Origin of the sequence: Flavobacterium sufflavum (assembly GCF_004016525.1) — a bacterium.
GTDB classification, from domain to species: domain Bacteria; phylum Bacteroidota; class Bacteroidia; order Flavobacteriales; family Flavobacteriaceae; genus Flavobacterium; species Flavobacterium sufflavum.
Window position 1 is genome coordinate 427,483 of the sequence record NZ_SACJ01000003.1, and the last position, 21,945, is coordinate 449,427.

Annotated in this window: 15 protein-coding genes and 4 tRNA genes; 1 reads left to right on the forward strand and 18 read right to left on the reverse strand. The window is 35.5% G+C overall.

Going from position 1 to position 21,945, the window contains the following annotated elements; translation table 11 throughout:
- Positions 1-108 precede the first annotated feature (108 nt).
- The 3 genes from EOD40_RS07570 to EOD40_RS07580 form a co-directional block, all read right to left on the reverse strand.
- On the reverse strand, positions 109-2,880 hold the full coding sequence (locus tag EOD40_RS07570; protein ID WP_128194284.1) for a bifunctional aconitate hydratase 2/2-methylisocitrate dehydratase: 2,772 nt from the start codon (positions 2,878-2,880) through the stop codon (positions 109-111).
- A 311-nt stretch (positions 2,881-3,191) separates the two neighbouring features.
- Positions 3,192-4,145 (reverse strand): AAA family ATPase, encoded by a 954-nt coding sequence (locus tag EOD40_RS07575; RefSeq protein ID WP_128194285.1) that lies wholly within the window; start codon positions 4,143-4,145, stop codon positions 3,192-3,194.
- Between the two features lie 78 nt (positions 4,146-4,223).
- Positions 4,224-5,654: a peptidylprolyl isomerase gene (locus tag EOD40_RS07580; protein WP_128194286.1), complete on the reverse strand. Its 1,431-nt coding sequence runs from the start codon at positions 5,652-5,654 to the stop codon at positions 4,224-4,226.
- Positions 5,655-5,984: 330 nt separating this feature from the next.
- Between EOD40_RS07580 and EOD40_RS07585 the strand changes: the two genes are divergently transcribed.
- Complete coding sequence (locus EOD40_RS07585; protein ID WP_128194287.1) at positions 5,985-7,574, forward strand: peptide chain release factor 3; 1,590 nt, start codon at positions 5,985-5,987, stop codon at positions 7,572-7,574.
- A 72-nt stretch (positions 7,575-7,646) separates the two neighbouring features.
- Here EOD40_RS07585 and EOD40_RS07590 read toward each other — a convergent pair whose 3' ends face one another.
- The 15 genes from EOD40_RS07590 to EOD40_RS07660 all read right to left on the reverse strand — a co-directional run bounded on the left by EOD40_RS07590 (position 7,647) and on the right by EOD40_RS07660 (position 21,931).
- Positions 7,647-8,000: a hypothetical protein gene (locus tag EOD40_RS07590; protein WP_128194288.1), complete on the reverse strand. Its 354-nt coding sequence runs from the start codon at positions 7,998-8,000 to the stop codon at positions 7,647-7,649.
- Positions 8,001-8,204: 204 nt separating this feature from the next.
- Entirely contained in the window at positions 8,205-8,507 is a 303-nt protein-coding gene (locus EOD40_RS07595; protein ID WP_128194289.1) for a DUF3467 domain-containing protein, read from the reverse strand.
- A 96-nt stretch (positions 8,508-8,603) separates the two neighbouring features.
- Complete coding sequence (rpoC, locus tag EOD40_RS07600) at positions 8,604-12,911, reverse strand: DNA-directed RNA polymerase subunit beta' (RefSeq protein ID WP_128194290.1); 4,308 nt, start codon at positions 12,909-12,911, stop codon at positions 8,604-8,606.
- Between the two features lie 237 nt (positions 12,912-13,148).
- Complete coding sequence (rpoB, locus tag EOD40_RS07605) at positions 13,149-16,961, reverse strand: DNA-directed RNA polymerase subunit beta (RefSeq protein ID WP_128194291.1); 3,813 nt, start codon at positions 16,959-16,961, stop codon at positions 13,149-13,151.
- A gap of 267 nt (positions 16,962-17,228) precedes the next feature.
- Positions 17,229-17,600, reverse strand: coding sequence for a 50S ribosomal protein L7/L12 (gene rplL / locus EOD40_RS07610; RefSeq protein ID WP_128194292.1), 372 nt, complete (start codon positions 17,598-17,600; stop codon positions 17,229-17,231).
- An 87-nt stretch (positions 17,601-17,687) separates the two neighbouring features.
- Entirely contained in the window at positions 17,688-18,185 is a 498-nt protein-coding gene (gene rplJ, locus EOD40_RS07615; protein ID WP_128194293.1) for a 50S ribosomal protein L10, read from the reverse strand.
- Positions 18,186-18,207: 22 nt separating this feature from the next.
- Positions 18,208-18,897, reverse strand: coding sequence for a 50S ribosomal protein L1 (gene rplA, locus EOD40_RS07620; protein ID WP_035659888.1), 690 nt, complete (start codon positions 18,895-18,897; stop codon positions 18,208-18,210).
- A gap of 13 nt (positions 18,898-18,910) precedes the next feature.
- Positions 18,911-19,348 carry a 50S ribosomal protein L11 gene (gene rplK / locus EOD40_RS07625; protein WP_066324992.1) on the reverse strand — a complete coding sequence of 146 codons (438 nt, stop codon included), beginning with the start codon at positions 19,346-19,348 and terminating at the stop codon, positions 18,911-18,913.
- 66 nt (positions 19,349-19,414) lie between these two features.
- On the reverse strand, positions 19,415-19,966 hold the full coding sequence (nusG, locus tag EOD40_RS07630) for a transcription termination/antitermination protein NusG (protein ID WP_128194294.1): 552 nt from the start codon (positions 19,964-19,966) through the stop codon (positions 19,415-19,417).
- An 8-nt stretch (positions 19,967-19,974) separates the two neighbouring features.
- Positions 19,975-20,172 (reverse strand): preprotein translocase subunit SecE, encoded by a 198-nt coding sequence (gene secE / locus EOD40_RS07635; RefSeq protein ID WP_128194295.1) that lies wholly within the window; start codon positions 20,170-20,172, stop codon positions 19,975-19,977.
- Between the two features lie 19 nt (positions 20,173-20,191).
- Positions 20,192-20,262, reverse strand: a tRNA-Trp gene (locus EOD40_RS07640).
- Between the two features lie 51 nt (positions 20,263-20,313).
- A complete protein-coding gene (tuf, locus tag EOD40_RS07645) occupies positions 20,314-21,501 on the reverse strand; it encodes an elongation factor Tu (protein WP_128194296.1) in 1,188 nt (395 codons plus the stop codon).
- A gap of 54 nt (positions 21,502-21,555) precedes the next feature.
- A tRNA-Thr gene (locus EOD40_RS07650) sits at positions 21,556-21,627 on the reverse strand.
- A gap of 89 nt (positions 21,628-21,716) precedes the next feature.
- A tRNA-Tyr gene (locus EOD40_RS07655) sits at positions 21,717-21,797 on the reverse strand.
- A 60-nt stretch (positions 21,798-21,857) separates the two neighbouring features.
- Positions 21,858-21,931: transfer RNA gene (locus tag EOD40_RS07660), tRNA-Thr, on the reverse strand.
- Positions 21,932-21,945: the final 14 nt, after the last annotated feature.

Consider the following 21,945-nt stretch of genomic DNA (forward strand, 5'->3'; position numbering starts at 1 on the left):
TTGTGTGTTATTAAAATTTTCAAACATACAAGATACAAAAAAATTAGCTATAAAAAAAGCCCGAGTTTATCACTCGGGCTTTTGAATTATGATTAACTAATCTTATGATTATTTAACTAGCAACTTATGAGAAGGCGCAAACTTAGTCAGGTTGATCCCTTCTACTGCAGCTTTATATTCTTCTATAGTTGGAGTTCTACCAAGGATTGTAGATAATACCACAACCGGTGTAGAAGAAAGTAAAGACTCTCCTTTTTTACCTTCCGTATCTTCTACGACTCTTCCTTGGAAAAGACGAGTAGATGTTGCCATAACCGTATCTCCTTTAGCCGCTTTTTCCTGGTTACCCATACAAAGATTACAACCCGGACGCTCTAAGTATAGCATTTTTTCGTATGAAGTACGTGCTGCTGCTTTCGGAGCATTATCGTCGAATTCAAAACCAGAATATTTTTGTAAAATTTCCCAGTCACCTTCTGCTTTTAATTCATCAACAATATTATAAGTAGGAGGAGCTACAACTAGTGGTGCTTTGAACTCAACTTTACCTTCTTGCTCATCAATATTTTTAAGCATATGAGCAAGGATTTTCATATCGCCCTTGTGAACCATACAAGATCCGATAAATCCAAGATCTACTTGTTTAACTCCACCATAGAATGATAGAGGTCTGATAGTATCGTGAGTATATCTTTTAGAAACATCAGCATTATTTACGTCCGGATCTGCAATCATTGGCTCAGCAATTTGATCAAGATCTACAACAACTTCAGCGTAATACTTAGCATTTGCATCTGGTCTTAAGGCTGGTTTCTCACCTGAAATAATCTCAGCAATTCTCTTATCAGCAATAGCAATCAATCCTTTAAGAACTTGATTTTTATTATCCATTCCTTTGTCGATCATGATCTGGATTCTACCTTTAGCCATCTCAAGAGATTCAATCAAGGTATAATCTTCAGAAATACAGATAGAAGCTTTTGCTTTCATTTCTGCAGTCCAATCCGTAAAAGTAAATGCCTGATCCGCATTAAGAGTTCCAATATGAACCTCAATGATTCTACCTTGGAATACGTTCTCTCCACCAAATTGTTTCAACATTTGAGCTTGAGTAGCATGAACTACATCACGGAAATCCATATACCCTTTCATATCTCCTTTGAAAGTTACCTTCACAGATTCCGGAATTGGCATTGAAGCCTCACCAGTAGCCAATGCAAGAGCAACAGTCCCTGAGTCAGCACCAAAAGCAACACCTTTAGACATTCTTGTATGAGAGTCACCACCGATGATGATAGCCCACTCGTTTACAGTAATATCATTAAGTACTTTGTGAATTACATCTGTCATTGAGTGATAAACGCCTTTAGGGTCACGAGCTGTGATCAATCCGAAATCGTTCATGAATTTCATTAATCTAGGAATATTTGCCTTAGATTTATTATCCCAAACTGAAGCAGTATGACAACCTGATTGGTAAGCACCGTCAACGATTGGAGAAATCACAGTAGCAGCCATAGACTCTAATTCCTGAGAAGTCATTAAACCAGTTGTATCTTGCGAACCAACAATATTTACGGTAACACGAACATCTGAACCAGCATGTAAAACTTTACCCGGAGTTGTTCCAACCGCGTTTTTATTAAATATTTTCTCTACAGCTGTAAGACCTTGTCCTTCAACAGAAACCTCTTTTGAAGGAGCATATACAGGAACAATATCAATACCAAGAGTTTTTGAAGCAAATGTTTGTAATTTTTTCCCAAATACAATTGCGTAAGACCCACCAGCTTTTATAAATTCAATTTTCTGAGGCGTGAATGCCTTAGAAATATCTATTAATTCTTTATCGCCGTTATAAAGTTTCTTTGTCTTTGTATTGATTGTAAGAACAGTACCTGTAGCTACAGAGTAAACCTCCTCTAGAATAGGATCACCGCTTTCATTAAGAAGAGGTTTTCCATTTTCGTCTAATTTTTTAACCCAGTTTTTAAGATCCAAACCAATACCTCCAGTAACATCAACAGTTGTTAAGAAAATTGGAGAAATACCGTTTGTTCCTGCAACGATTGGAGCAATATTAATAAATGGAACATAAGGACTTGCTTGTTTTCCAGTCCAAAGTGCCACGTTGTTTACACCTGACATTCTTGAAGAACCTACACCCATAGTTCCTTTTTCAGCGATTAACATCACGCTCTTATCAGGATTCGCTTCTGCTAATGCTTTAATTTCAGCTTGTGCTTCAGGAGAAATTAAACATTTCCCATGAAGTTCACGATCTGAACGAGAGTGAGCCTGGTTTCCTGGAGAAAGTAAATCAGTTGAAATATCTCCTTCACCAGCAATAAAAGTAACGACCTTAATTTCTTCAGCAATCTCAGGTAATTTAGTAAAGAACTCAGCCTTAGCATAGCTCTCTAAAATATCTTTAGCAATTTCGTTACCGCTTTTGAAAGCCTCAGCTAAACGATCTGTATCGGCCTCATAAAGAAAAACTTGTGTTTTTAAAACTTCCGCAGCATCTTTTGCAATAGCAACATCATTACCTAAAGCTAAATCAAGTAAAACCTTTATAGAAGTTCCACCTTTCATATGCGACAATAACTCTAAAGCAAAAGCAGGCGTAATTTCAGCAACTACTGATTGACCTAGAACAATCTCTTTTAAAAAATTAGCTTTTACAGTAGCAGCAGGAGTAGTTCCAGGAACAACATTATAAATAAAGAAGTTAAGAGAATCTGCTCTATATTCGTTATTTAAATCTTTAATTTGCGTAATGATTTCGCTTAATAATTCAGCACCATCAATCGGTTTTGGGTGAAGACCCTGACCTTTTCGCTCTTCAATCTCTTGGATATAATCCTTATAAGTATTCATAATAGAGTATTTTCAAAGTTAATGGCAAATTCCCTTGAACTATTCAAAATCAAATGCCAAAATTTTAGATTTTTTTTATTTGTGATGCAAATTTAGTTATTTAAGCTGAGATTTAAAAAAAATTTAATCCTCCTCAATTCACAAAAGATTTATTATTAAAAAAACCACCCTTAAAGCCCACAAATTAAGAGATAAAAGCAATTTTTCCCTTATTTTATAAACAATCAATAAATAGGCAAACTAATTTCTAACAAACTTAAAAAATGTTGTTACATTGAAAGGGGTATTTTTCTATAGCAACAGCTAAGAGACTAAAGTAATTTAGCAATTATCATCTCTTCGGTAATCCCTTCGGCATCAGCTTTGTAGTTTTTTATAATTCGATGTCTTAATACCGAGTTAGCCACAGCTACTACATCCTCAATATCGGGAGAAAATTTCCCATTAAAAGCAGCATGAGCCTTAGCCGCTAAAATCAAGTTTTGAGAAGCTCTTGGTCCTGCTCCCCAATCTAAATAATTCTTAACATAATCAGTTGCAAATTTACTATCAGGACGCGTTTTACCCACTAAAGTTACCGCATATTCCACCACATTATCAGCCACAGGAATCCTCCGAATTAAATGTTGAAAATCTATAATTTCCTGAGCTGTAAATAAGGGATTAATTTGATGAACCACATCTGAAGTAGTTCTTTTCACCACCTGAACCTCTTCTTCAAACGAAGGATATTCGAGTTTAACAGCAAACATAAAACGATCTAACTGCGCCTCCGGCAAAGGATAAGTTCCTTCTTGCTCAATTGGATTTTGAGTCGCCAAAACAAAATAGGGCAAGTCTAATTTATGATTTATCCCTGCAATTGTCACCGAGCGTTCCTGCATAGCTTCCAATAAAGCTGCCTGTGTTTTAGGCGGCGTTCTGTTAATCTCATCCGCTAAAATAATATTCGAAAAAACAGGGCCTTTTACAAATTTAAACTGGCGGTTTTCATCCAGAATTTCACTTCCTAAAATATCCGAAGGCATTAAATCAGGCGTAAACTGGATTCTTTTAAAATGAAGCCCTAATGCTTCCGAAATAGTATTTACCATCAATGTTTTAGCCAAACCGGGAACACCAACCAAAAGCGCATGCCCTCCTGAAAAAACACACAATAATATTTGATCTATCACTGCTTCCTGACCTACAATGATTTTTGCTATTTCTTTTTTCAACTCAGCTCTTTTCTGAACCAAATTATGTATTGCCGCTACATCAGACATTTTAAAACTATTTTAAATTAAAAAAGAGCTAACTCTATGAATTCATAAAGCTAACTCTTTTTAGTTATCTTGACCAAATTATTTTTTCAACCAATTATTTGTAAAATTACAATCTCTGTATTCGCCAATAATTTTGATATAAGTCTCTTTAATTTTCTCATCAAACCATTTTGCAATTGCTTTGATTTGTTTTTCCTTCAATGCTAATTCTTTAATCTTAACATAATCTTTAGCGTAATCAGCCGTATGCTCATTAATTCGATTAGTAACAGTAATCAATTTGTACTGTTTTTTTCCTGATGGAGTCTCGTCTAAAATAGGTGCCGAAATATCATTATCTTTTAAATTTGAAACCTGAGAATACAAAGTAGGATCCATTTTAGTCAATTCAAAACGGGTATCCTGTGTATTTGGATTAATCAAAACCCCACCATTAGCTCTTGTTTCTTTTTGATCTGACATTGTTCTCGCCGCATCAGCAAAAGAAATTTCTTTATCCATGATTCGTTTTCTAATCAATGTTGCTTTCTCTTTAGCTTCATCCAAAGCTTCTTTAGTCACTGTAGGACTTAACAAAATATGACGCAATTCTAATTCCTGTCCTTTAATTTTCTCCAGGTAAATAATATGATAACCATATTCTGTTTCAAATGGCGCTGATATTTCTCCTTCACTAAGACTGAAAGCAACATCTTTAAACTCTTTTACAAACGGCGTTTTTCTTGTCATTTTATAAAATCCACCACTGGATCTTGATCCCGGATCCTGCGAATACAAAACTGCTTTTGTAGCAAAACTGGAACCTTCCTGAATGTCCTTTTTAAAACCATTCAATCGGTCAATTACTTTTTGTTTTTCAGCTGCAGTTATCTTAGGCTCAACAATGATTTGCGCCACTTCCATTTCTGCACCAAAAACAGGCAATTCATCTTTAGGTAATTTCTTGAAGAAATTACGAACTTCTTCAGGAGTAATCTCAACACCGTCAACTATCTTCTTTTGCATTTCAGATGTCAACTTATTCTCTTTCAAAATATCAAAGAAATAACTTCTAAATTCTTCCTCAGAATCCTTCTTATAATATTTCACCACTTTTTCAATCGACCCAAGTTGTTGAACCATATAATTCAAACGCTCTTCCATCATCGATTTTACTTCAGCATCCGTTACCTTAACACTATCCTGAACTGCTTGATGCGCATATAATTTATCCTCAAGCAATTTTCCCAACATTTGACATCTGGAAATATCCTTTACAGAACCTCCCTGGCTCGAAATCTCTAAATAAGCCTTATCAATATCAGAATCCAAAATTATATAATCTCCTACGGTAGCTATAACACCATCTACTTTTTGTCTTTGACCCGGAGTCACTTTTTTCTCTGCAACAACAGCGCTATCTTTTATAATTTCCTGAGCATTCACTACAGTATTTAAAAATAACATGGCAAAAAACAGAAGTACATTTTTAATATTTATGGATTTCATTCTTAAGGATTTTAAAGGCATTTGCTTTTGAAATTTTATTTTTTTTAGTTGTTATCTAAACGTGATTTATCAATTGGTAAAACAACAACTTAAAAGCACATTATTTATAATTTGTTATAGTAAAAACGAACAAAAATAACAATTCAATTACATTATACAACTATCCACCTTACTATTAACAAAAAATTATACTCAAAAAAATCAGCTACTTTAGTAAAGACTTTTCTCAAGTGCGTAGCGCAAACCCGAAAAGAGTAATCTAGCACTAAAGTACAGCAAATCAAGAGACGACTTATTTATTTTCAAATCGCATATATAAATAGTACTTTTGCAAACTATTTATATTTACACATGAGCTTTTTAAAAGAAATACAACGTAGAAGAACCTTTGGAATTATCTCGCATCCCGATGCCGGAAAAACAACTCTTACTGAAAAACTCCTTCTTTTTGGGGGCGCAATCCAGGAAGCAGGAGCTGTAAAAAACAACAAAATAAAAAAAGGAGCTACCAGTGACTTCATGGAAATTGAACGTCAAAGAGGAATCTCGGTATCTACTTCTGTTTTAGCATTCAACTACAAAGACAAAAAAATCAATATTCTTGATACTCCCGGACACAAGGATTTTGCCGAAGATACTTTTAGAACCTTAACCGCTGTTGACAGTGTTATTGTGGTAATTGACGTAGCAAAAGGAGTTGAGGAACAAACTGAAAAATTAGTTGCTGTTTGTAGAATGCGAAAAATTCCAATTATTGTTTTCATCAACAAATTAGATCGTGAAGGACATGATGCTTTCGATTTGATGGACGAAGTAGAACAAAAATTAGGTCTTACCGTTACTCCATTGAGTTTTCCTATTGGAATGGGTTATGACTTTCAAGGAATTTATAATCTTTGGGAACAAAACATCAATTTATTTAGCGGAGACAGCCGTAAAAACATTGAAGAAACAATCGCTTTTTCAGACGTACAAAGTCCTGAACTAGAAAAGATAATCGGTCAAAAACCAGCCGATAGATTACGTGAAGAATTAGAATTAATTGACGAAGTTTATCCAAAATTCAATCAACAGGATTATTTAGACGGAAAACTGCAGCCTGTGTTTTTTGGTTCTGCGTTGAACAATTTTGGTGTTAGAGAATTACTAGACTGTTTTGTTACAATTGCTCCTTCTCCTAGACCGAAAGAATCAGAAACCAGATTAGTTAATCCAAAAGAAGAAAAACTATCCGGATTTGTTTTTAAAATCCATGCCAATATGGATCCGAAGCACCGTGACCGTTTGGCTTTTATAAAAATTGTTTCCGGAACTTTTGAAAGAAACAAACCGTATTATCACGTTCGTCAAAAGAAAAATCTAAAATTCTCCAGCCCGAATGCCTTTTTCGCAGAGAAAAAAGAAATTGTTGACATCTCTTATCCCGGAGATATTGTAGGGCTTCACGATACCGGAAATTTCAAAATTGGAGACACCTTAACCGAAGGTGAAATCATGAATTTCAAAGGAATTCCAAGTTTCTCTCCAGAACATTTTAGATACATCAATAATGCCGACCCAATGAAGGCAAAACAGCTAGACAAAGGGGTTGACCAATTAATGGACGAAGGTGTAGCGCAGTTGTTTACTTTAGAAATGAACAATCGAAAAGTGATTGGTACTGTAGGAGCACTTCAATATGAAGTAATTCAATACCGTTTAGAGCACGAATATGGCGCTAAATGTACTTATGAAAATTTCCCGGTACACAAAGCTTGTTGGGTAAAACCAGATGATGCTAAAAATGAGGAGTTCAAAGAATTCAAACGAATCAAACAAAAATTCCTTGCTAAAGACAAATACGATCAATTGGTTTTCCTGGCTGATTCAGACTTTACAATCCAAATGACACAAAACAAATACCCAAGTGTTAAATTGTTCTTTACTTCTGAATTAGATTAAAACGACACTTAATTCCACAAAAAAACGGTCTCATTAAATGAGACCGTTTTTTTATGATTTTATATTTTAAGCTTAAGATAATGAGTTTTCATAGTTTACTACTTTTTTCAAAAAAGCTTTAATCAACAAACGATTAGGAGCAATTCCAGAAGTCATAATCATTTTTTTAGTATTAGTTTCTTCAGTAGATAATGTAGAATTTGGATCTTGTTTTGTTCCCATAAACCAAAGTGCAAATTCCATGTTAGAAGCAGCTCTTGAACTTTCTAATTTTACGTTAGTTGATTCTGTTTTTCCATTAAAATCAACACTGGCAGTAGATCGAGACTGACTAAATCCTGAAAAAGAAAACATAAAAAACAATACAAATACAAATATTGATTGTATCAATTTAGAGTCAGTGTTATTTGTTTTTAAGTTGTTCATGGCTTCTATTCTTCAGTTCTAATTTTATTATGAACCAAAGCTATTGCAATATAAAAACAAGAAAAAAAATTTCCGATAAACTACTCTAATACTCGTTTAGCTACTAAAAAAGGGGAATTGATTCTTAAAATTGCAAAGCAAATACCTCCTAAAAAAGTAATACCATAAAAAAAGGCTTTCAGTAAATGAAAGCCTTTATGAGTTTTATGCTTGTCCGGCAGGACCAAAATTAAGCGGAATTGGTGCCTGTTCGGTATCTTTGATTTCGCCGTGAGCGACTTCAAAACGATGAATATTTTCACCTATAGCCTTCAATAATCGCTTGGCGTGTTGCGGTGTCAAAACAATTCTTGACTTCACCTTAGCTTTAGGAACACCAGGCATGATACTTACAAAATCCAAAACAAACTCCGAAGAAGAATGATTAATTATAGCCAAATTAGAGTAAATACCTTCTGCGGTTTTCTCGTCTAATTCAATATTGATTTGTTCTTGTTGTTCTTTCATATCAAAAGTTTTAAAACAAAACTGTTTAAAATTAAAAATAGAAAGAATACACGAGGTAATCTTTCTATTTTATTTAATTTAAAAACATATTATTTATTAATAAATATATTCTTCTTTGTTTGCCATCATATCGTTGTAATCTTCTTTAGAACCTACAATAGCGTTATCGTATTCTCTCATACCTGTACCAGCAGGGATTCTGTGTCCTACAATAACATTCTCTTTCAATCCTTCTAAAAGATCCACTTTACCAGCTACAGCAGCTTCGTTTAATACTTTTGTTGTTTCCTGGAAAGAAGCAGCAGAAATAAATGATTTCGTTTGAAGCGAAGCTCTTGTAATACCTTGTAATATTGGAGTTGCTGTTGCAGTAACAACATCACGGGCAACTACCAGGTTTTTATCAGAACGTTTCAACAATGAATTCTCATCTCTCAATTGACGAGGAGTTACAATTTGACCTTCTTTTAAGTTAGAAGAATCTCCTGCATCCTCAACCACTTTCATACCATACAACTTATCGTTTTCAACAATAAAGTCTTTAGTATGGATCAATTGATCTTCCAAGAATAATGTATCTCCCGGATCCTGAACCTGAACTTTACGCATCATTTGACGAATAACTACCTCAAAGTGCTTGTCATTAATTTTTACCCCTTGTAAACGGTAAACCTCTTGAATTTCGTTAACCAAATACTGTTGAACAGCCGCTGGACCTTGAATTCTCAAGATATCATCCGGAGTAATAGCTCCATCAGACAAAGGAACACCCGCTCTTACGAAGTCATTTTCCTGAACAAGAATTTGACTAGATAATTTCACTAAGTATTTCTTAACCTCACCAAATTTAGATTCGATGATAATCTCACGGTTACCTCTCTTGATTTTTCCAAAAGAAACAACACCGTCAATTTCAGAAACTACAGCTGGGTTAGAAGGGTTACGAGCCTCTAAAAGCTCAGTAATTCTTGGTAAACCTCCCGTGATATCTCCTGATTTAGAAGAACGACGTGGGATTTTAACCAATACTTTACCTGCTTTAATTTTCTCTCCATCTTCAACCATCAAGTGAGCTCCAACTGGTAAGTTGTAAGAACGAATCAATTCACCATCTTTACCATAAACTAATAAAGTAGGAATTAATTTTTTATTTCTGGCTTCAGAAATTACTTTTTCCTGGAATCCGGTTTGCTCATCGATTTCAACCATGAACGTTTGTCCTTGTTCTAAATCTTCGTAAGCAATTTTACCTGTAAACTCAGAAACAATAACCCCGTTATATGGATCCCATTTACAGATTACATCTCCTTTTGCAATTGACATACCGTCTTTTACATAAATACTAGATCCGTAAGGAATATTGTGAGTATTTAATACAATACCTGTTTTTTCGTCAACTAATTTCAATTCTGTAGAACGAGACACAACGATATCCACTTCGTTTCCTTCGTTATCCTCACCTTTTACAGTTTTCAAATCTTCAACTTCAAGTTTTCCAGGGAATTTAGCAATGATGCTAGACTCCTCAGAGATACCTCCTGCAACCCCTCCAACGTGGAATGTACGAAGTGTTAACTGTGTACCTGGCTCTCCAATAGACTGAGCAGCAATTACTCCTACCGCCTCACCTCTTTGAGTCATTTTTCCTGTTGCAAGGTTACGTCCGTAACATTTAGTACAAATACCTTTTAAAGCCTCACAAGTTAATGGAGAACGTACTTCTACTTTTTCTAAAGGAGAAGCTTCAATTGCCTTCACAATTGTCTCGGTAATTTGTTGCCCTGAAGCTACCAATACTTCATTAGTAAGAGGATTAATTACATCTTGTAATGCAACACGTCCTAAAATTCTTTCTCCTAATGATTCAACGATTTCTTCATTCTTTTTCAATGCTGAAACTTCAACACCTCTAAGAGTTCCACAATCTTCGATATTAACAATAACGTCTTGAGAAACGTCATGTAATCTACGAGTCAAGTATCCAGCATCGGCTGTTTTAAGAGCCGTATCCGCAAGACCTTTACGAGCACCGTGAGTAGAGATAAAGTACTCAAGAATAGAAAGACCTTCCTTAAAGTTAGAAAGAATCGGGTTTTCAATAATCTCACCACCACCAGCAGTCGATTTTTTAGGCTTAGCCATCAAACCACGCATACCGGTTAACTGACGAATTTGCTCTTTAGATCCACGAGCTCCAGAGTCAAGCATCATATACACAGAGTTGAAACCTTGTTGGTCTTCTCTAATGTTTTTCATTGCTAATTCTGTCAATTGTGCATTCGCAGAAGTCCATACGTCAATAACCTGGTTGTAACGCTCGTTATTTGTAATAAGACCCATGTTATAGTTAGCAGAAATTCCTTCTACTTGCTCTCTGGCGTCAGCAATCAATTGTGTTTTTTGCTCAGGAATTCTAATATCACCTAATGAGAATGATAATCCTCCGCGGAAAGCGAATTTATACCCCATATCTTTCATGTTATCCAAGAAGGCAGCCGTTTCAGGTACACTTGTTGAATTTAATACGTGACCGATAATATCTCTTAAGTTTTTCTTAGTCAATACATCATTGATATATCCTGCAGCTTCTGGTACTACTTCATTAAATAATACACGACCAGCTGTTGTTTGGATAATTTTGTATACTAATTCTCCTTCATCATTAAAATCTTTTGCTCTAATTCTCACACGAGCATTCAATTCTAATCTTCCTTCGTTTAATGCAATATTTACTTCTTCAGCAGAGTAAAAAGTAAGTCCTTCTCCTAAAATTTTCTTTTCCGGAGTAGACAAACGCTCTTTGGTCATATAATAAAGACCCAAAACCATGTCCTGAGAAGGTACCGTAATAGGAGCACCATTAGCAGGGTTCAAGATATTGTGAGAAGCTAACATTAATAATTGAGCTTCAAGGATTGCTTCTGGTCCTAATGGCAAGTGAACTGCCATCTGGTCACCATCAAAATCCGCGTTGAAAGCCGTACATACTAATGGGTGTAATTGGATTGCTTTTCCTTCAATTAATTTTGGTTGGAAAGCCTGAATACCTAAACGGTGCAAAGTAGGAGCACGGTTCAGTAATACCGGGTGTCCTTTAATTACGTTCTCTAGAATATCCCAAACTACAGGTTCTTTTTTATCTATAATTTTCTTAGCAGATTTAACTGTTTTTACAATTCCTCTTTCTATCAATTTACGGATAACAAAAGGTTTGTATAATTCAGCTGCCATATCTTTTGGCAATCCACATTCGAATAATTTCAATTCAGGTCCAACAACAATTACCGAACGGGCAGAATAATCTACACGTTTTCCAAGTAAGTTTTGACGGAAACGTCCTTGCTTACCTTTTAAGGAATCAGATAATGATTTTAATGGTCTGTTTGATTCTGTTTTAACAGCAGAAGCTTTACGAGTGTTATCAAATAATGAATCTACTGATTCTTGCAACATACGTTTTTCGTTTCTTAAGATTACTTCTGGAGCTTTAATCTCCATTAATCTTTTCAAACGGTTGTTACGGATAATTACACGACGATATAAGTCATTCAAATCTGAAGTTGCAAAACGACCTCCATCAAGTGGCACAAGCGGACGTAATTCTGGTGGAATAACAGGAACTACTTTCATAATCATCCACTCAGGACGGTTCTCACGGTTCAGGTTAGACTCACGGAAAGATTCAACTACTTGTAATCTTTTTAATGCTTCTGTTTTACGTTGTTTAGACGTTTCGTTATTAGCTGAGTGTCTTAATTGGTAAGACAATTGATCTAAATCAATACGAGCTAATAAATCCATAATACATTCTGCTCCCATTTTGGCAACAAATTTATTAGGATCAAAATCATCTAAATATTGGTTATCCTGTGGAAGTGTATCTAAAATATTTAAGTACTCTTCTTCAGTTAAGAAATCTAATCTTTGTAATGATTCTCCATCTGCATTTTTAGCGATACCTGCCTGGATTACTACGTATCTTTCGTAGTAAATGATCATATCTAATTTCTTAGATGGAAGACCAAGGATATAACCTATTTTATTAGGAAGAGAACGGAAATACCAAATGTGGGCAATAGGCACAACTAAGTTGATGTGACCAACTCTATCTCTACGTACTTTTTTCTCAGTAACTTCAACACCACAACGGTCGCAAATGATTCCTTTGTAACGGATTCTTTTGTATTTACCACAAGCACATTCGAAATCTTTTACAGGTCCGAAGATTCTTTCGCAGAAAAGTCCGTCACGCTCTGGTTTGTGTGTTCTATAGTTGATAGTTTCTGGCTTTAAAACTTCACCTCTTGATTCTTTCAAGATTGATTCAGGAGAAGCTAGTCCTATCGAAATTTTGTCAAACCTTTTTACCTGGTTTTTCTCTTTATTATTTCTATTATTCATCATAGTTTTTACTATTGATTTATTTGCAATTAAAAATTGATTTTTGTTAAAGTCGAATTAACAACTCCAACACTACCTCGAATTACTTCTCTAAACTTCAAACGACTATTTTGAAGTGCTAGTTATAAAACCTCTTTGGTTTGTATAAAAAATCGGAACGGTTTACGGGTATAAATCCTAAAAACTTTAAAATGAGTAATCAGCCCCATGAAAATGAGACTGATTAACTCTAAATGTATATTACTCTTCTAATCTAATATCTAATCCAAGACCTTTCAATTCGTGCATTAATACATTGAATGATTCAGGTAATCCTGGTTCTGGCATAGTTTCACCTTTTACGATAGCTTCGTAAGTTTTAGCTCTACCAATTACGTCATCAGATTTAACAGTCAAGATTTCACGAAGTGTACTAGAAGCACCATAAGCCTCAAGTGCCCAAACCTCCATCTCTCCAAAACGCTGACCTCCAAATTGAGCTTTACCTCCAAGTGGTTGTTGAGTAATCAACGAGTATGGACCAATAGAACGTGCGTGCATCTTATCGTCAACCATGTGTCCTAATTTCAACATGTAAATTACACCCACAGTTGCTGCCTGATGGAAACGCTCTCCTGTACCACCATCATAAAGATGAGTATGTCCAAAACGTGGAATTCCAGCTTCGTCAGTCAATTCATTGATTTGGTCAAGAGAAGCACCGTCAAAAATTGGAGTAGCATATTTTCTACCTAATTTTTGTCCAGCCCATCCAAGAACAGTTTCATAAATTTGACCAATGTTCATACGAGAAGGTACCCCAAGTGGGTTCAACACGATATCAACCGGTGTTCCGTCTTCAAGGAAAGGCATATCTTCATGACGAACAATACGAGCAACAATACCTTTGTTACCGTGACGTCCCGCCATCTTATCCCCTACTTTTAACTTACGTTTCTTAGCGATATAAACCTTAGCTAATTTCAAAATTCCTGATGGCAATTCATCTCCAACAGTGATAGTGAATTTCTCTCTTCTTAAAGCTCCTTGTAAATCGTTCAACTTAATTTTATAGTTATGAATCAAATCATTAACTAACTTATTAGTTGCATCATCAGCTACCCATTGACCTTTGCTTAAGTGAGCAAAATCTTCAACTGCGTAAAGCATTTTTTGGGTATATTTTTTACCTTTTGGCAAAACTTCTTCACCCAAATCGTTCATTACACCTTGTGATGTTTTTCCGTTTACGATTAAGAAAAGTTTTTCAATTAATCTATCTTTTAGTTCAGTAAATTTAACTTCAAACTCCATTTCAAGTGCTCCTAAAGCATCTTTGTCCTGAGTACGTTTACGTTTATCTTTTACTGCTCTTGCAAATAATTTTTTGTCTAAAACAACACCGTGTAAAGATGGAGAAGCTTTTAATGAAGCATCTTTTACATCACCAGCTTTATCCCCGAAGATTGCACGAAGCAATTTCTCTTCCGGAGTTGGATCAGATTCTCCTTTTGGTGTAATTTTTCCGATAAGAATATCACCAGGTTTAACCTCGGCACCAATTCTAATCATACCGTTTTCATCTAAGTCTTTAGTAGCCTCTTCAGAAACGTTAGGAATATCATTCGTTAACTCTTCGTTACCTAATTTAGTATCTCTTACCTCTAATGAGTAATCGTCTACGTGGATTGAAGTAAAGATATCATCACGAACAACTTTCTCAGAAATTACAATTGCATCCTCGAAGTTGTACCCTTTCCATGGCATGAACGCTACTTTTAAGTTTCTACCTAAAGCAAGTTCTCCATTTTCAGTAGCATAACCTTCTGACAATACTTGTCCAGGAACAACTCTATCACCTTTTCTTACGATAGGTTTCAAGTTAATACTTGTTCCTTGGTTCGTTTTTCTGAATTTAATTAAGTTATATGTCTTTTCATCAGCATCAAAACTTACCATTCTTTCTTCCTCAGAACGATCGTATTTGATAGTAATGATATTAGCATCTACATATTCTACAGTACCATGCCCTTCAGCATTAATCAATACTCTAGAGTCAGAAGCTACTTGACGCTCTAAACCAGTACCTACAATTGGAGCTTCAGGACGTATCAATGGAACGGCCTGACGCATCATGTTAGATCCCATCAACGCACGGTTCGCATCATCATGCTCCAAGAAAGGAATCAAAGATGCAGAAATCGAAGCGATTTGGTTAGGAGCAACGTCAGTATAATGTACTTTAGAAGGATCGATAACCGGGAAATCTCCTTCTTCACGCGCAATTACGTTTTCAGCAGTAATTTTTCCAGAATCTTCCATTTCAATGTTGGCTTGCGCAATCAACATTCCTTCTTCTTCTTCAGCACTTAAGTAAGTTGGCTCAGAAACTAAATCAACCACACCATCAGTAACTTTACGGTAAGGAGTCTCAATGAATCCCATTCCGTTTACTTTAGCATAAACTCCAAGAGAAGAAATCAAACCAATGTTTGGTCCCTCTGGTGTTTCAATAGGACATAAACGTCCATAGTGCGTATAGTGAACGTCACGAACCTCAAATCCGGCTCTCTCTCTCGAAAGTCCACCTGGTCCAAGTGCAGATAATCTTCTTTTGTGTGTAATCTCAGCTAATGGATTCGTTTGATCCATAAATTGAGATAACTGGTTAGTTCCAAAGAAAGAGTTGATAACTGACGATAATGTTTTAGCATTAATCAAATCAATTGGTGTAAACACCTCGTTATCTCTAACGTTCATTCTCTCACGAATAGTTCTAGCCATACGTGCTAAACCAACACCGAATTGTTGAGACAATTGTTCTCCAACTGTTCTAACACGACGGTTTGATAAGTGGTCAATATCATCGATATCTGCCTTAGCGTTTATCAACTCAATTAAATACTTCACGATAGTAATGATATCTTCTTTGGTCAAAACTTGTTTGTCCATAGGAATATCAAGACTTAATTTCTTGTTCATTCTGTAACGACCTACTTCACCTAAGTTGTAACGTTGGTCAGAGAAGAACAATTTATCTATAATACCACGAGCAGTTTCTTCATCAGGCGGTTCTGCGTTACGCAATTGTCTGTAGATATGCTCAACAGCTTCTTTTTCAGAGTTTGTTGGATCTTTTTGTAACGTATTGTGAATGATAGCGTAATCAGCCTGATTAGCGTCTTCTTTATGCAACAAAATAGATTTAACGTTAGAATCGATGATTTCTTCAACATTATCTTTATCGATAATTGTATCACGATCAAGGATAATCTCGTTACGTTCGATAGAAACTACCTCACCAGTATCCTCATCTACGAAATCTTCATGCCATGTATTCAATACACGGGCAGCTAATTTTCTACCGATATATTTCTTAAGTCCTGTTTTAGATACTTTAATTTCTTCAGCAAGGTCGAAAATTTCAAGGATATCCTTATCTCTTTCGAAACCGATAGCACGGAATAAAGTAGTTACAGGTAATTTTTTCTTTCTATCGATATAAGCGTACATTACGCTATTGATATCAGTAGAAAATTCTATCCAAGATCCTTTAAAAGGAATTACTCTGGCAGAATATAATTTTGTTCCATTTGCGTGGAATGATTGTCCGAAGAAAACACCTGGAGATCTGTGAAGCTGGGAAACAACTACACGTTCAGCACCGTTAATAACAAAAGTTCCACTTGGAGTCATGTAAGGTATTGTACCAAGATAAACATCCTGAACAATAGTCTCAAAATCTTCGTGTTCTGGGTCAGTACAATATAGTTTTAACCTTGCTTTTAAAGGTACACTATGTGTTAGACCTCTTTCTATACATTCTTGAATTGTATAACGTGGTGGGTCAACAAAATAATCCAGGAATTCCAATACAAAGTTATTTCTTGTATCTGTAATTGGAAAGTTTTCCATGAAGGTGTTGTATAGGCCTTCGTTGCCTCTTTCGTCTGATTTAGTTTCTAATTGAAAAAAATCTTGAAAAGATTTAACCTGAACATCCAGAAAATCCGGATACTGAGGTATATTTTTTGTAGAGGCAAAATTCAATCTTTCAGTCTGATTTGTTATCATCAATGGACAAAATTTTGATTAAAAAAAAGTAGTTATTTTTTGTGCAAAAACACATTGTTTAATTTATACTTTCTTTTTATAATCAATACATCTTTAAAAATAAACCGATAAACCCGGTTCAATTTTCTTTCTTCGTACTGATCAAAAACTTTTTCGTATTTTAAACTATTTGATAATAAAATTTGAACTATTTTATTATACGAAAAATGGTTTAGGCTTTGAGTGATTAACTCAAGACCTAAACCTAGTTTTTAAAACTGTTTAAACTTATTTAAGCTCAACTACAGCTCCAGCTTCTTCTAAAGATTTTTTAAGACCTTCAGCCTCTTCTTTAGAAACACCTTCTTTAACGTTTGATGGAGCACCGTCAACTACGTCTTTAGCTTCTTTCAAACCTAAACCAGTTAATTCTTTAACTAATTTTACAACTGCTAATTTAGAAGCACCAGCCTCTTTCAATACAACTGTAAATTCAGTTTGCTCTTCAACAGCAGCACCACCGTCTCCTCCTGCGGCAACTACTACAGCTGCAGCAGCTGGTTCGATACCGTACTCATCTTTTAATATTGTTGCTAATTCGTTAACTTCTTTAACTGTCAAGTTAACTAATTGTTCTGCGAATTGTTTCAAATCTGCCATTTTTTCTATCTTTTAAAATGATTTGTGAAATTATAATTTATTTATTGTGCGCACACTTAAATAAAACAGAGCGTTAGCTCCATTTTATTATGCTTCTGTTTCTTCTCCAGAAAACTGGTTTTGAAGTGCAGAAATAATTCTTTGAGCTGGAGATTGTAATAATCCAATAAGTTCTCCAATAAGCTCTTCTTTAGATTTAATAGTAGCTAATGCATCTAATTGATCATCACCAATATAAATTTCAGAGTTGATGTAAGCTCCTTTCAAAAGAGGCTTAGCAGCTTTTTTTCTGAAATCTTTAATTACTTTTCCAGGTGCATTTGCAACATCTGAAATGAAGATAGCACTGTTACCAGTCAATACCGAAGGTAAATCACCATAATCATTATCAGAAGCTTCCATAGCTTTTGCAAGCAATGTATTTTTAACAACTTCTAATTTAATCCCTGCTTTAAAACAAGCTCTTCTTAAGTTTGAAGTCGCTTCTGCATCAAGTCCAGAAATATCAGATACATAAATAATATTTGTACCAGCTAACTGTGCAGTTAAATCTTCAATCGCGATTGATTTTTCTTCTCTAGTCATACTAAAAATTTTTAACTACCAATTATACTGCTTTTGGGTCTAATGCAATCGCAGGACTCATTGTGCTTGTAAGGTGAATACCTTTAATATAGGTACCTTTAGCAGCAGTTGGCTTAAGTTTGATTAATGTTTGAATAATTTCGTGTGCATTGTCATAAATTTGCTCAGCTCCAAAAGAAACTTTACCAATTCCTGCATGTACGATACCAGTTTTGTCAACTTTAAAGTCAATTTTACCAGCTTTTACCTCTGCAACAGCTTTAGCAACATCCATAGTTACTGTTCCTGTTTTAGGGTTAGGCATTAAACCTCTAGGTCCTAAAATACGACCTAATGGACCTAATTTACCCATAACAGCAGGTACAGTGATGATTACATCAACATCTGTCCAACCGTCTTTAATTTTTTGTAAATAGTCATCAAGACCTACATAATCAGCTCCAGCTTCTTTAGCTTCAGCTTCCTTATCTGGAGTAACTAATGCTAATACTTTTACATCTTTACCAGTTCCATGAGGTAATGTAACCACACCTCTCACCATTTGATTCGCTTTTCTTGGATCAACACCCAAACGTACTGCGATATCAACAGACTCATCAAATTTTGCAGAAGCAACAACTTTAATTAATGCAGCTGCATCTTTTAAAGAGTATAATTTGTTCTTTTCAATTTTTGAAGCAGCCTCTTTTTGCTTTTTTGTCAATTTTGCCATGTCTTTCTCTTAATTAAAAAGGAGCGTCTCCTGATACAGTTATACCCATAGATCTAGCTGTTCCAGCAACCATACTCATAGCTTTCTCAATTGTGAAAGCGTTTAAGTCCGGCATTTTGTCTTCAGCAATAGCTCTAATTTGTTCCCAAGTAACACTAGCTACTTTTTTACGATTAGGCTCACCTGAACCAGATTTTAGCTTTGCAGCTTCCAATAACTGAACTGCTGCAGGAGGAGTCTTAACAACAAAATCGAATGATTTGTCTTTATACACAGTAATTTGTACTGGGCATATTTTGCCAGGTTTATCTTGTGTTCTAGCATTAAATTGCTTACAGAACTCCATGATATTAACCCCAGCAGCTCCTAAAGCAGGTCCAACCGGTGGCGACGGATTCGCAGCACCTCCCTTAACTTGTAGTTTAACTACCTTACTAATTTCTTTAGCCATTTTTTAAAAAATTTAACACAACAATTTACGGAAGCAATTGAAGTGATTATTATAGTGTAACGAAAATTATACTTTTTCTACTTGCATAAAACTTAACTCCAATGGTGTTTTTCTACCGAAAATCTTAACCATAACTTCAAGTTTACGCTTTTCTTCATTGATTTTTTCAACTGAACCATTGAAACCATTAAAAGGTCCATCAATAACCTTAACTGTTTCGCCCAAGTTGAATGGAATTGATTTTGTATCTGTATTAACAGCTAACTCATCAACCTTACCAAGCATTCTGTTTACTTCTGAAAGCCTAAGCGGAACTGGTTCCCCTCCTTTAGTTTCACCTAAAAAACCAATAACACTGGTTATTGATTTAATAATATGAGGAATCTCCCCAACTAAATTTGCCTCTATCATAACATAGCCAGGAAAATATACTTTTTCCTTAACTAATTTCTTTCCATCCTTTACAGATACTACTTTCTCAGTAGGAACAAGTACTTGAGAGACATAATCAGCCATTCCTAATCTAGAAATTTCTGTTTCTATGTATGCCTTTACTTTATTCTCTTGCCCACTTACTGCTCGAACAACATACCATTTTTTAACATTATTATCTGCCATAATAAAAACTAAGCTTTTAACCAGTTAAAAAAACCTTCTAATGTTTTTGCAAAAAACTCATCAACTCCCCAAGTAGCCAAAGCAAATAGTACCGAAAAAATAGCTACAACAATTGTTAGTTTTTGTACCTCAGCCCACTCTGGCCAAGTTACATTTGACTTCAATTCCTCAAATGCTTCTGATATGTAATTAACAATTTTTGCCATTATGATATATTTTTTATTGCACGGGCGGAGGGATTCGAACCCCCATCAACGGTTTTGGAGACCGCTATTCTACCCTTGAACTACGCCCGTATAAATCAGTGCCGTTTAAAAACGGCACTGATAAAATTTATTTAATATAGATTACTCTACGATTTCAGTTACCTGACCAGCACCTACAGTTCTACCACCTTCACGGATAGCAAAACGTAAACCTACGTTCATAGCAATTGGACTCAATAAAGAAACGTTGATTGTCAAGTTATCCCCTGGCATAACCATCTCTACACCTTCTGGTAAAGTAATAACTCCTGTTACGTCAGTTGTACGTACGTAGAACTGTGGACGGTAGTTATTGTGGAATGGAGTGTGACGTCCACCTTCTTCTTTTTTCAAGATATACACCTCAGCTTTGAAAGTAGCGTGTGGTTTTACTGAACCTGGCTTAATAATAACCATACCTCTTTTGATATCAGCTTTATCAATACCTCTTAACAATAAACCTACGTTATCTCCAGCTTCACCTCTATCAAGGATTTTACGGAACATCTCAACTCCTGTAATAGTAGAAGTTAATTTTTCAGCTCCCATACCAATGATTTCAACAGGATCTCCAGTGTTAGCAACTCCAGTTTCGATACGACCTGTAGCAACAGTTCCACGACCTGTAATTGTAAATACGTCCTCAACTGGCATCAAGAATGGTTTTGCTACGTCACGTACTGGCTCTTCGATCCAGTTATCAACAGCATCCATCAATTCAAGAATTTTAGGAACCCAAGCAGCATCATTATTCAATCCTCCTAAAGCAGAACCTTGAATTACTGGACAGTTATCTCCATCATACTCGTAGAAAGATAATAAATCTCTGATTTCCATTTCAACAAGCTCTAACAACTCAGCATCATCAACCATATCCACTTTGTTCATGAAAACAACGATACGAGGAATACCTACCTGACGTCCTAAAAGGATGTGCTCACGAGTTTGTGGCATTGGACCATCAGTTGCAGCAACTACCAAGATAGCACCATCCATTTGAGCAGCTCCAGTAACCATGTTCTTAACGTAATCCGCGTGACCTGGACAGTCTACGTGAGCGTAGTGACGGTTAGCTGTTTCATACTCTACGTGAGATGTATTAATAGTAATACCTCTTTCTTTCTCTTCCGGAGCGTTGTCAATTTGATCAAAAGACTTAGCTTGACAGTATCCTGCATCAGATAATACTTTAGTGATTGCAGCAGTCAAAGTAGTCTTTCCGTGATCTACGTGTCCGATAGTACCAATATTTAAGTGTGGTTTCGAACGATTAAAACTTTCTTTTGCCATTTTACTTAATTTTTAATCTTAGTTATATATTAATTTCAATTTCCTACTTACTTGAGCCAATGTCGGGATTTGAACCCGAGACCTCTTCCTTACCAAGGAAGCACTCTACCCCTGAGCTACACCGGCAGAGAGTTCTGATTTTAGACTTTTGAATTCAAATTTCAGATTTTTATAAATCTGAAATCTAAAATCCGAAATCTTAACTTCTTTTTTTGTGGGGAGAGCAGGATTCGAACCTGCGAAGTTCACACAGCAGATTTACAGTCTGCCCTCGTTGGCCGCTTGAGTATCTCCCCTAAATTTTAAAATTCCAATATTTTAAAGAATCAATTCCAAATCGCATTTGGAATATTTTGAGCCGATAGAGGGACTCGAACCCACGACCTGCTGATTACAAATCAGCTGCTCTAGCCAGCTGAGCTACATCGGCATTTTCAATAAAAA